General features: G+C 39.4%; 9 protein-coding genes and 1 pseudogene. 3 read left to right on the forward strand and 7 right to left on the reverse strand.

Going from position 1 to position 13,127, the window contains the following annotated elements:
• Window positions 1-1,055: pseudogene (locus tag ACYPZI_RS14690) on the reverse strand (hypothetical protein); the annotation flags it as partial.
• Window positions 1,056-1,321: 266 nt separating this feature from the next.
• On the opposite strand from ACYPZI_RS14690, the gene ACYPZI_RS14695 reads away from it, so the two are divergent.
• Window positions 1,322-1,702, forward strand: coding sequence for a hypothetical protein (locus ACYPZI_RS14695; RefSeq protein ID WP_459602914.1), 381 nt, complete (start codon window positions 1,322-1,324; stop codon window positions 1,700-1,702).
• Between the two features lie 5 nt (window positions 1,703-1,707).
• Here the strand turns inward: ACYPZI_RS14695 and ACYPZI_RS14700 are convergent, their stop codons facing one another.
• Window positions 1,708-2,691 (reverse strand): hypothetical protein, encoded by a 984-nt coding sequence (locus ACYPZI_RS14700; RefSeq protein ID WP_459602916.1) that lies wholly within the window; start codon window positions 2,689-2,691, stop codon window positions 1,708-1,710.
• Window positions 2,692-2,970: 279 nt separating this feature from the next.
• On the opposite strand from ACYPZI_RS14700, the gene ACYPZI_RS14705 reads away from it, so the two are divergent.
• Window positions 2,971-3,420 (forward strand): hypothetical protein, encoded by a 450-nt coding sequence (locus ACYPZI_RS14705; RefSeq protein ID WP_459602918.1) that lies wholly within the window; start codon window positions 2,971-2,973, stop codon window positions 3,418-3,420.
• A 3-nt stretch (window positions 3,421-3,423) separates the two neighbouring features.
• On the opposite strand, the gene ACYPZI_RS14710 is transcribed toward ACYPZI_RS14705, so the two are convergent.
• The 5 genes from ACYPZI_RS14710 to ACYPZI_RS14730 all read right to left on the reverse strand — a co-directional run bounded on the left by ACYPZI_RS14710 (window position 3,424) and on the right by ACYPZI_RS14730 (window position 11,876).
• Complete coding sequence (locus ACYPZI_RS14710; protein WP_459602920.1) at window positions 3,424-6,531, reverse strand: hypothetical protein; 3,108 nt, start codon at window positions 6,529-6,531, stop codon at window positions 3,424-3,426.
• 88 nt (window positions 6,532-6,619) lie between these two features.
• Window positions 6,620-7,585 carry a hypothetical protein gene (locus ACYPZI_RS14715; RefSeq protein WP_459602922.1) on the reverse strand — a complete coding sequence of 322 codons (966 nt, stop codon included), beginning with the start codon at window positions 7,583-7,585 and terminating at the stop codon, window positions 6,620-6,622.
• Complete coding sequence (locus tag ACYPZI_RS14720) at window positions 7,582-10,623, reverse strand: hypothetical protein (RefSeq protein ID WP_459602924.1); 3,042 nt, start codon at window positions 10,621-10,623, stop codon at window positions 7,582-7,584. The genes ACYPZI_RS14715 and ACYPZI_RS14720 overlap by 4 nt, the downstream gene beginning before the upstream one ends.
• Before the next feature lie 225 nt (window positions 10,624-10,848).
• A complete protein-coding gene (locus ACYPZI_RS14725) occupies window positions 10,849-11,316 on the reverse strand; it encodes a hypothetical protein (RefSeq protein WP_459602926.1) in 468 nt (155 codons plus the stop codon).
• 50 nt (window positions 11,317-11,366) lie between these two features.
• Window positions 11,367-11,876: a hypothetical protein gene (locus ACYPZI_RS14730; RefSeq protein ID WP_459602928.1), complete on the reverse strand. Its 510-nt coding sequence runs from the start codon at window positions 11,874-11,876 to the stop codon at window positions 11,367-11,369.
• A gap of 207 nt (window positions 11,877-12,083) precedes the next feature.
• On the opposite strand from ACYPZI_RS14730, the gene ACYPZI_RS14735 reads away from it, so the two are divergent.
• Entirely contained in the window at window positions 12,084-12,533 is a 450-nt protein-coding gene (locus ACYPZI_RS14735; protein ID WP_459602930.1) for a hypothetical protein, read from the forward strand.
• Window positions 12,534-13,127 lie beyond the last annotated feature (594 nt).

Raw genomic sequence — 13,127 nt, forward strand, 5'->3', positions numbered from 1 at the left:
TTCTTGATTTTATATTTATCTTTGATCTGGGTTATCGGTGAGGTACTCATATATCTACTTTTTTGAATTTGCAAATACAAAAATACACCTGTAACCCTTCTTTTACAATACCGTTGCAACAAAGTCTTTTTTAGATATAAACGGGAACGGCTACCAAATTCGTTACTGCTTTCAATACTTAATCGCGCTATTTCATCATTATTGGCATCTGTAAGTACTAAAGCCCTGTCTGATGGGTCAATAGAAATTTTAACCCCGTTGGCATTACTTTGTATCTTTCCAGTAACCGATAGTCCGTTAATCAAATCATACAGAAACGACCCATCAGCAAAGTTTAGCGAGCCGTCAGCATTAAACAAGTGCGTACCTCTGCCAAACAAAGCAGCCCCCGTTTCACCATCTATATGGGCAATTATATCACCTGTCGTCTTATCTTTGATGGTAATATCGGCATTCATCAGGGTAAGAGCATTTTGCTTTGTGTAATTGTAGTCTAAGTCACCTATCTTAATTTGACTTTTGAGCCCTTTAATAAAGCTTTTACCGTCAGCCGTGCGCCAAGTATCTACCGTTAATTGCCCCGGAAGCAACTCGGCAAGCCCATACATGGTTGTAAACGAACGGTCGCCCTCTTCATTCTCCGAATTAATAAAAGCTACCCACAGGGTGTAAAAACCGTCTTGGTCTTCAATCTTTATCTTTTCAGCCGAGATAAAGAAAACCGCTTCGCCCGTGAGCCGTCCGTCGACTACTGCTAAATTTTTAGAACATTTCAAATATAAATAATAAGGTGTTGAGGCATCCAAAACATCGGTATTATATTCGGGCGCTGTCCAGTATGGCTTTTGCCCGTCAATTTCCAACGTTTCGTGCTTAATGCGGGAGGCAGGGCAATAGAAGCGTTTTTCCGTTTTGTTGAAAATCAAGTCCGGCTCAATGGAAGTATCCCAATCGTCAGCCAAGAACCGATATTGCAAGGTTGCCGCACCCGCACGGAAGACCATCCCCTCGAATACCAATGCACTCAGCAGGTTCTCTTGAAACTCATCGGACATGCCGATGATGCCGTCGATAAGCTCCTGCGTATCTTTCCAACGGCGTTTAGCATAGTCTATCGCCTCCTGTTTGCCGCGTTCTATCTCCTGTTCCTTTGCCGGTATTTCATTCAGGATATTGCCTAACGATTTACCCGATACGTTGTTCGAGATGGTGATCTGGGGCTGCTGAAAGCAAAAAGCCCGGACGAAATATCCGGACCTGATGAATCAAACATCAAAAAAAACACTTACATTTGCAATAACAAACATGAAACTAAACTATTATGAAAAAGATACTTTACATACTATTTTTGATTTGCCTACTAACAGCTTGTTCTAGTGACGATGAAAACATTGAGCCGAAAACACCGGAAGAGGAAAAAATAGAAGTTACAGCAAAAGATATTGTTGGTTTTTGGAGTTCTGTTGATCCTAAAACTCAAATAACCCATAAACTATATTTTCAATCTAACGAGAAAGATGCAATACACGAACAGTATAAAAATGAGAGTATCATAAAAACCAACAGATTTAGTTATACTATTGCAGGAGTTGAAATTTCGGTTAAAGGGAGTACGCAATTCGACACCTACAAAACTGAAATTTACAAAAGAGGTGAAGCATTATATTTTTTAGATATGGCATTCACCCCTTATAAAGAGTAGTCTTTTTATTTTTGACATATTGTAGTATGCCCATTTATAGTAGTAGTGTATAAACCACTTACATATACATTACCTTTTGATGTTGGTAATCCTGTAAATCCGGCTTGTAAACAAGAATTTCCATTCGCATCTATACCTTTACTTGCTCCAAAGGAAGGTTGTGATTGGTCTTCTATATTAAAGAATCCTACTGCCTCAGGAGTCAAATAAGATGAATATCCTGTACTTTTATTATGGAATCTTATCTCATAACCTGTTATGTCCAATACCGAATAAGGTTCACTTCCTGTATTCCACCCGAAATGGTTAAAAATTAATCTGGGTCTGTAAAAAGTTCCTACAGGGTATTCTTCTTTCTCAAATGACATTTGTATAAGAGTTTGTCCTATGTCGTTAATGAACTTCAGTGTTCTGTCATCAGGATCTATAATAATTCTGTTACCATCTTTATTACTCTCAAATTTACCCATTAATTGCAATCCGTTTAATAAATCGTACAGGATATTACCTCCTGCAAGATTCATGGACTTGTCTGCATTAAATTTATGCACACCGCCACTCAATGACACATCTCCGTTCTCGTTAAAGACATTAGCCCCTTTTCCAAACGAGGCTGCTCCACTCTCTCCATCTATCTTAGCAACAACCTCATTATCATTATCCTTTATTTCAAAAGTGGCATTTCTTATACTCAATTGTTCAGGCTTCGTCACATTCCAATCCAATCCACTCGTCTTATCCCCAAACTTAAACTTATTGGACAAGAAATCCAGATAACTATTGCCATCACTACTTATCAATGTATCAGCCGTAATTTGTCCCGGTAGCAACTCTGTATAGCCATACATAGTACGGATTGTGCGCTCTTGTTCTTCATTCTCGGAGTTTATAAATACCACCCAGAATGTATAATAACCTTCTTTGTCTTCCAGTTTTATCTTTTTATCAGAAACAAAGAATTGTGCTTCACCAACCATCCTACTATCCACATCTGTAGTTAGATTTTTTGGTGCTCTGATATACAGATAATAAGGCTTACTTGCATCAAGGTTATCCGGCAAGCATCCCGGTCTGGAAGATAACGGTCATGTTTTCTCCGGGCAGCACACATTTCGCAAAGTCAAGCGAAGCGGGGATGTCGCTGTCTTCGAGCAGGGGCCGGGGTGGGGTAAAAATGCCTGAACCTCCCCCGAAGGGAAAATTCAGGCAAAAAACATAAACAATTAAAGAAAAAAACTTACATTTGCAATAACAAACATAAAACTATTATGAAAAAATATATATACATCTTATTTGCTGTTTGCTTATTTACTGCTTGTTCGAGCGATAATGATAATACTGACCCCGAAACTCCTAATAACCCACAAAACTATACGAGCTTTGTTATAAAAAATGAAGCAAGCACAGGAGAGTTGAAAAATATTGTTACTGGTTACAAACAACCGGATAATTCTCTAAAACTAATTGCTAATCTGGGCAACTTGAAAGCAGGAGAAACTTCAAAAGAAATCACAATAGACTATTCGAAAACTAAAGAAGTTTTAATCTTTATAGGCGAATTGTCAAGTGGTAATTACTCAGATGTTCTCATCGTTACTAACTATAAAAACTTTGTTGTTAAAGAGAATACTAAAAACATATATACTCTTCCGAAAGATATTATGATGCAACTAACAAACGTAAACCATTCTGATGCTAAAGAATATCCTCAAGAATAAAACTTAGAACTTAAATTTACTGAACATCCACGTTCCTTTATACTCACTTTGGCTTGACCCCCATTCTCCAATATAAGTACACATAGCAGTCCAGCCCTCGCCAACATCGAGATACTCATTTTCAGAGCTATCGTCGAACAATCTTTGATTTAAAGGAGCATAAATCCTCATATACCCTGTCCACCATTGCTTAAACCAAATGGTTGTCCCTTTGTACACATCTGTTGGGAGATATACATGTTGAGCCCCAGTGGAATTGCCTAATACATAAGTCGTACCTCTACTTAACCTCGTTATCTCTCCTCCGCCTCCGCTTAAATCAATCATGTTCATTACAAGTCCATTCACTTTAAGCATATCAAACCACCCACCGTACGCAGGCGCAGGATTCGCCGAGCTATTTGATGCTGTGCCGTAAACTCCAACGATACCCCATTCACTGCCCCACATATCCTTATCCATTTTGCCACGGCCAAGTCCCGCAATAGCCGCTTTCATAGATACACCTGTAGACGCAGGAAGGGTGTCAATTCCGGCTCTGTTTGCAAATACTCCTTGCGAAGATAAATAAGCAACATCGCCGTCGGTAACATTCCGGGCTTCGACCCTTGCATCATCACTACTTGAATCAATTTTAATATATTGCTTTTTGGTTTCCATACCTCCGGACTCTTTCCACCTTTCTATATAGTTATTAAACTGGAGAGAACCGTTCAGTCCATCCAATACCATTGCGTCGTCGATTCCCGTCTTAGCTTTCGAGCGAATAATCTGATCCGAAAAGTAAAACCCTGCAATCAAAGCCTCTCCGATAACCTTGAGAGCCTGCCGGATGTAAATATTTGAAGCCACGAGTGTATTGGGCATATCGGGGTCGAGGTTATACTCAAGGCTGTTGTCGCCATCGCCGAGTTTGAACTGATTTTTCAAAGCCTTCCAGAAACTTTTACCATCTGACGATCGAAGCGTATCCACAGTAAGCTGTCCCGGAAGCAACTCGGCAAGCCCGTACATCGTAGTAAACGAACGGTCGCCCTCTTCATTCTCCGAATTAATAAAAGCTACCCACAGGGTGTAAAAACCGTCTTGGTCTTCAATCTTTATCTTTTCAGCCGAGATAAAGAAAACCGCTTCGCCCGTGAGCCGTCCGTCGACTACTGCTAAATTTTTAGAACATTTCAAATATAAATAATAAGGTGTTGAGGCATCCAAAACATCGGTATTATATTCGGGCGCTGTCCAGTATGGCTTTTGCCCGTCAATTTCCAACGTTTCGTGCTTAATGCGGGAGGCAGGGCAATAGAAGCGTTTTTCCGTTTTGTTGAAAATCAAGTCCGGCTCAATGGAAGTATCCCAATCGTCAGCCAAGAACCGATATTGCAAGGTTGCCGCACCCGCACGGAAGACCATCCCCTCGAATACCAACGCATTAAACAAATTCTCTTTAAACTCGTCCGTCATGCCTGAAATATTATCTATCAGTTCCTGCGTATCTTTCCAGCGGCGTTTAGCATAGTCTATCGCCTCCTGTTTGCCGCGCTCTATCTCCTGTTCCTTTGCCGGTATTTCATTCAGGATATTGCCCAGCGATTTACCCGATACGTTGTTCGAGATGGTGATCTGGGGCGATAAAGGAGACGACAGTATCGTCTTCACCGCCGTGATGCGTATATCCACCGGCTCGGAGAGGAACTGCGGGTCGCTGAAGCGCACAAAGTTACCGCAACCCAGCATGCCACCGCTCACTCCCCACTCGCGCTTGGCGTAGATGCCGTCGAGCTGCCAGTCGTAGGTATATTTGGGCTGCGCGTTTTCGTACAGGTACTTGATGGCCTCGTCGCGGGCGCGGCGTTCGGCATCCTCTATATATTCTTCGGGCAGGGCTATATGAAATACGCCGTAAATATCGTCCGCTTTGGGGATAAACGCATCGCCGGGTATCTTTTGCCCGTTTTCTTCCTTGCCCATCAGTTGGAAACGCCTATTCACCGCCGGCGTATCGTGGGTATACACCACCTCGAACTCCCGTCCGGCAAGCATCCCGGTCTGGAAGATAACGGTCATGTTTTCTCCGGGCAGCACACATTTCGCAAAGTCAAGCGAAGCGGGGATGTCGCTGTCTTCGATGTACCAGAATCCGTTGTTCTGGTAGGCGCCGGTCACTGTTCCTTCGCGCATCGGGTACACCTTCGACACATCGAGGCTGTCTTCGAGCAAGGGCCCCGTGCGGTCGGCGCGCTCCACATAGCAGCCGGTGAGGTCGGTGCGGTAAGCCACGGCCTTTTCGGGGTCTATCATATCGGGGTCGGTATCGCCAAAGTATGTGCCGTCGTAGCGCACGGTATTGTCTTTGGGCATCAGCAGGGTATCGTTGCCGTAGGTGTCCCAGCGGATGTTGCGGTCGCCGCCCTGTATCCATACGCGGTTGATCACCTTCGATGTATCGAACTGGCTACGCGATATGCCGCCCAGTACTCCTTTCTTGTACCCGTAAGACAGTTTTACGGTCGATTCTTTCATTTTCTCTACCTTGTCAAAGCGTATTTCCTTACCCTCTACGTCCCACTCGGTGTTGAAGGCTTCGGCAATGCGTGTCAGCACATCGTGGCAATAGTCGTGGTTGAAGTCGAGGGTTACACGTTCGCTATCGACGCAGGCCGCTTTGTTTGCCATCCACCCTGCTTCGTTTCCGCTCAGGTTGAGGTTGTCGGCCAGCAGGCGGGCAAATTCGTAGGGTGTGCCTGTGAACGAGAATTTCAGCCGGGGCGAAGTATCCATCGTTACAGCAACGCCGTTTTCGTATTTTGCCACAAACATCTTGAACTTGATGGTTTTCAGCTGTGCCAGTTCCGATTCCAGCGTCAGGGTATAATCGTAGTGCCGGCTGTGGTTTTTCTTAAAGTTCTGAGGACTGTAAAGGGTATATTTATAGGTATCCTTGTACATAAAATATGTACCTACGGGCAGTTCTATAAAGTCGGGCAATGAGAAGTTGAGTACGACGTTGTCGTCGCCCATAATTTCTTTGTAGTGGTAACTGCTGTCGTCTACATTGATTTCCAACGGATCGAATGTATTGTTTTCTTTAGGGATGTATAATGTTATTTTCATATTGTTTTTCCGTTTATTGGTTTATAGTTTGCAAGTGTACTGTCCATCTATTGTTTTACTTGAGGCACGCCGGGATATTTGCTAATTTTCAAATTAATATCAGATACCGTCCGTCCTCTGTCATAATAGGAATGCCGCTTTCTGTAGCCAACACCTGCACGGGGCGGTTCGGTTTCAGGATAGTCAGCGACAGGTTGAATTTCACCTTTATCCGTTTACTGAACGGCTCCGTTTTTTCGAAATTTTGCATGACCGAATAATAGCATTCAAAATCTTCGTACAAAGTAGATAACCGTATGGGTTCGGGTCTGGTCAGATTGTTGAACAATGCTTCGTAATTGTAATAAAACGTTTCGCGCGAATCGGCTATCATGGTACATTCTATGACAATCTGCTTGTTTTTCAATGTTTGCCTGGCGGCTTTTGTATTTGCCGGATATAGGACGTCCGCTCCGTTTTGCTTGTCGAAGGTTTTTACCAAAGGCTCTTTTGCAGCCGGCAAGTTCAATGCGGTGTTATAGCATTGATTGACAATAATCCCGAATTTCGACAGGTCGTAATCATTGATTGCTACATGCGATTGTGCCGGACGCGTGATATTTGGAATTATATTTTGCGGTTTCGAAAATAGTTGTAGCGGATCGTCCATTACGAAGTTTACGCTTATCTCTCCACTTTTCTTTCCGTGGGTCAAGAAACCTCTGTTTTGAGTATATGAAGGACATGATACATAACGTAGGGTAAATTCTTTGCCAAATTCGCGAATATAAAGTTTTCTCGGTTTAGGCTTGCTTATCAACCGGTGGAAATTGTCAAGATTGTCAATAAAATCATCTGATGTTTCAGCCGACAGGTAGAAATTGAGAGTCACATCTCTCTGTTTGAAAAACACTTCTGTCAGGTCTACGTCTATGCCATCCTCTTCGTACCAGTCGTTTTGAGTGGGTTCTATCCGTTCGGGGAAAGGAAGAAGATCATAATCTCCTCCTTTGAGGATAAACATACCGAAATCGGCTATGTCTATTCCATCTATTATACAACTGCCCTTTTTCATACTTTCAGTTTTACTCCTTTTGTTTGCATTTCTTCGAGGCTGTTTTTTACATTCTCCAGATAACGGCAATATTCGGTGTTGTCGGCTATGCGATTGAGCTGCGATTGCATAGTCCGTTGCACCAGAAGCGATTGTTCCGTATTATCGTGAATGGCGCTCGTGTAGCGTAGCATATTGTCGAAACTGCCGTTCAGTTGATTGGCTGAGTCTTGGGTGATGGAGGCAAGGCCAGCGCCGGAGGAGGGAGTGGGGGTAGCTTGTTGAGGCCTCTCGAAACCTTTATTTTCGGCATTCGACCAGAATTGTTCCAGAAAATCATTGGCACTGTCGATGTTTTCGCCTAATCCATCGAAGAAATTTCCTAACACATTTGTGATTTGCTCTGATAGCTGCTTTTCGTCTATCGTTTTATCTGCATGTTTTTTATAAATCGCTTCAATATCACCTTCCAGTTTTTCGAACATTTTGGAAAGAAATAATTGGAAAACCATTTGTTTGGCTAGGTTATTTAAAACGTCAGTGACATTTTCTTTAAATTTGGCGGCGGCATCCTCCCCATTGGCAAAAGCCTGTACTATACTATTTGTCAGGGAGTCGCCTAAGCTGCCAAAAGTATCTTTCAGGTAATTATTCAACTCCTCTTCTGCTTTTGCAGCGTGTTCCTGAAGTCCAATGAGATTTTGTAAAAGAGTCTGCGTGCCATCTTCCATCTTTTCATTATTAAGTATGGTTTTGGCGCGTTCTATATTTAACTTATTTTCTCCATCGATCAAGTCCGGATAAACACTTAAAATACCGCTATATGTATCTTCTCCTTTACCCAATCCCAAAAAGCCAGTCTTTTTATGCCCTGTTACAATTCTGGCATTCTGAAGAGCTGCAATATCGCTGGTTTTAGTTGAAGAATTAAGAAAATTAGAAACCCCGGAAAACCAATTGTAATTTTTTACTTTCCCTTCTCCTTTAAGTGTTTCCTTATATAATTTTACAGCTTCGCCATAATTATTTATCGCGTTTTTCGCTTTAGCTATTTGCTGCTCTCCAAAAATGGAAGAGGCTTCTTTCATCAATAGATTCTGTTCCAACAACAACAGATTGTATTGGTGTTGGGCCGCATTCCGTCCATCAGTTATAGCTTTTAATGCATCCTGATGTCTTTTTTCTGCTTCCGATGCTTTTTTGAACAGGTTAATACCTTCACTGACAATAGCCATCATTCCTCCAACCGGCCCTCCTTTAGCGAAACCTTGTGCTATATTTCCAACAGTAGATAATACCATATCAATATTTTCATCCAATCCACCAAACATAGATTGGAGTTCTCCCACAACGTTCGCAACCAATGTTGCATTTTTTATTATAGAATTAAATAGGGAAATGGTCTTTCGTTCAGCCTCATCAGGAGAACTTCCTAAACGTTCGAAGAAAGAAACTATCTGATTAAATACAGCTTCGTCAGCAAAAGCCTTTAGGGATTTGGCAGGCTCATCAAACTTCAGATTATTTAATTCGAATTCTATCTTTTTTGCTTCTTTTTCTGCATTTTCATCGCCAGTCTTAGCTAAAGATAAGTTTAGTTCTAATCTTTCTTTGAGATATTTTCTTTTAATTTCAAGTTTCTTGCTCTCATATAATTCAGTCATCTTCATGGATTGTAATCCCTTCAGATTCTCCTGTTCTAATTGTTCGGAATTAGTTGACTTCTTAATTTTATCCTGAAGAGTAGCTTGTTGTATTTCTTTATCTTTATTTATTTTGTATTGTGTAATCAATGTCTCATTTCCTTTGGCTAATGCAATTCTATCCTCATAGTTTTTTTCTATTTCGTTCAACTGTTTTTCCAAGGAAGATGAGAAACGAAGCTCTTCGTCTTTCAGAAGCCTTTCGTGCTCTTTATCAATACTTTTAACTTCTTTTAACTGTTTAGCGTCAGCTGCTGTTATATATTGCTCGTATTGACTTGTAATATTAGATGTTTGAAGTCCTATTGGTAATAAAGACTGGTCGAATTTGTTTATATCAAATCCTTCATCCGATCCATGTTCTTTTATATATATATTTTTTGCTAAATCTTCTTGGTCTTTTAGTTTTTGCTTTTTAGAATCTTCTGCTGCTTGTTTCTCTTTTTCATAATTCAGATTTATTATACGAAGTCTTTTTTCATAGCCTTCATCCATTATGTTTGTTAATTTTTCTTGTATATCATAAAAAAACTTAGTTTTATCAGTTTCTTGCTTTTCCAATTGACTTTCTATAGATTTTTCAGCTTTTAGCCGATTTTCAGCAATAAGATTATTTTTATTTATTGAAAATCTATTATTATTCTTAATATTGAGAGAGCTATTTAATATTTTTTGTTTTTCCTCTTCGTGATTGGAGTTGATGTTTTGAACATCTTTTTTATACTCAAGTAAACTTTGATATGGACTTTTTTCCGTTCCTGTTATTAAGCCAAGCCAAAAGGATAAGTCTGTGTATCTTATACTTGCGGCTTTATGGTATTTGTCTTTTGCGCTATTTAGCTTTGTATATTTTTTTAATTCGAGAGCCATCAATTGATCGACTTTTTCATATTCTTCGACCTTTTTTTGGAGATTGTTTCCCTGTAAATGTTTTAATTCTTCGACTCTGGCATCCTTAATATTTGTATAAAAACCATTCCATTCCTCTAATGTATTGAATTTGATCCCTTCATAAGCAGTTTCAATAGAAAATTGTTCTTTTGATCGTCCAATTTTTATTATCTGGTTTGTTATATTTTCTACTAGTTTAATTTTATTTATGGATTTGTTTAATTTTCCAAAGCTTTCTTGTATATCTTCCGGGAGAAAGGATTTGGCAATTTCACCAGAATACTTTGAAAGGAACTTTTCAGATTCCTTCACTATTGATTTCCATGAGTCCTGGCCATTTTCTGTATTTTCATTAAGTTTTTTATATTTCTTTATTACTTCATCAACAGCAGAATCTATTGCTTTATAGCTTTTTGCTACCTCATTATTGCTTTTTATAATTTCTTTTGGATTATCTAGTTCCATTTTACATTTCTTTTATTCTGTTTCCTAATATTTTTTTTATTCCGTCAGACGATTCTACCACAGGAACAGGTCGTCGTCCTCTTACGTAGCGAGGGGCATCAGCCATTTCCAACAGGAAGTTTATAAAAGGTTCTTCCCAAAGAATATATTTGAGGGTATATCCACGTTTTTCTTTCAGTTGCCCTATAAAGCCAAAGGGGCTATGGAGGCCATCGGTATAGCCTGTTAACTCCCCATTTCTTGTTGACCCTGAATCTTCGGATTCATCAGCATCTGTACCTGATGATTGAAGTATCTGGTAATATTTATAAAATCCGTTAGGTTATTAACCTGAATTATATGATAGAAAATGCTGAACAACACCTTTACAGGAACTTTCCACAGCAATATTTTGGAAAGGAACGGTGAAAAATATTTTATTTTGCCCCGATGATTCAATACAGCCACAGCAATAATCTTAACTATTGCTTCTATTTTCAGTTTGGCTTCATCTACCGTTTCTATTTTGTCTAACTTGTTTTCATCAATAATTCTTCCTATTTCTATCAAGGCGCCAGCCTTTAGCGGGCGAATATCTACTCTATTGAGCCGCAATAATTGCCAAAACAGAGGTGCGTCTGATATTACATACCTTACACCTCTGTCTAGTAATAAATTTGCGGCAGCTAGTCTAACATTGTCTGAGTCAGTCATTATTTACTTTGTTTGGTTGTTCTACATACAATCAGATGCTGCCTGACAAATTATTTAATCAGTATGTCATAATTGAAATCTTTTTGGGCTATAGATTTAAAGTTGAATGGATGTTTCAATATTCCATCGGTCCCTGCATTCAGGTTCAGCAGGACATATCCTTTGGTATAAGGAAGGATAATGCTTGAACCATCTTTCAGTTCAAATTTGATAGCTTTTTCTAGAGGCCTCTTTGTAGCGTTACGTTTAAACATCATATCTGCCCCCGTTCCGGAGACTTCGCCGCCAAATAGTTCTGCCATTTTATCGTAATCGGCTTTGATAAATGAACCTGTAGCTGTCAATCCACCTCCGACAATATCATAATCCTCGGGGGAATCGTTTTCATGCGAGAACACTTCTTTTGTTTCAGGTTCTGCTTCTACAATAGACACCTCGTCGTCGCGAAGAGTTAATGGTTGTTCTGTCCAAACAGCTGAGGTTAATCCTTCTTCAGATGTAATAGGATCTGCGAAATAAATACTTTGAACACGTGCTTTTAAAATCGTTCTTTCTGCCATAATTCTTTTAATTAAAATGAATTTTGTTAATAAATAATTATCTATGAATTGCTCAAACGAACATTTTATAATATTGTTATTTATTCGTTCTTCGCTTATTCCAATACATAGATAAATTCATTTTAATTTATTAGACATTTTTAGAAACAACTGAAATTTTATTTATCTATAAACAAAAGTATTTACTAATTAAAAATTACAAAAGGAATGAAAACAGTTTACACAGATGTAATGAAGCGATTGCAGTCGGAAGTTCCGGCCTTGAATTGGATTGAACTTAATATTGGTCAATTAAAGTTAATAGAGAATGGCGAGATTTTACCGATCACATATCCATGTGCATTGGTGGGAATATCTATTCCGGAATGCTCGGATATAACGGAAAAAATACAGGAATGCAAGGCCGTTGTAACTATTACTTTAGCGTTTACCCCATTCATTGTGGGAGATACATCTTCTAATGCCACGGATTCGGATCGACAGAACGCTTTAATTCCTTACGATGTAATTGCTAGTGTTTACAAAGCCTTGCAAGGTTACGAAACAAATAATTTTAATGTCTTATCCAGAATATCCCAAGGAGAAGATACGCACGAAAATTTGTTTGTCTATAATATCGATTTTAGTTGTGAGTTTGAGGATATAACAGCAGCATAGTTTGGAATCCTATTGGTAATATCTGCGGAATAATCTTTTTAGTGAAAGCCTTTGTTGATAATGTCATAAATAACAACTTAAATTATATAGTCATGTCAATCAGGAGTTAAAGTAGTCAAGTAGTTATCAGTTGCTTAGCAACTTTAAAGATTTAAAGATTTAAAGATTGTATATATCAGAAGTTTATAAACATGATTTGGCTTACGCCGACCAATTCAAAATTGTTCACTACTTACTACTTATTACTTATTACTCACTACTTAAAACTACCTGATTACTAATGAGTAAAACAAGTGGTAACTCCTTTGACTACTGATTCGTATTAGTCATTAATTTCCTAATCGGTAAATACGGTTTGGAATTATTACTGTATCTTTGACAGTCGTATTTCAATTCTGGGTCGCGTAAATCGCATAAGATAATAAAGAAATATTTGATTGATCATTTTTTATTGTCGTATTCCTGCCTTTTTATTACCTTTCCTCTAAAAAACTAAGCCCCCCCTTATCTTTATGGGCTTCTTAGAGGTGTCATCCCTGTATTTTGACATAAAATCTCCTGTCCGCTCCTATCCGAAAGAGCAGAATGTCGTCA

It is taken from the genome of Dysgonomonas reticulitermitis, from assembly GCF_054601275.1.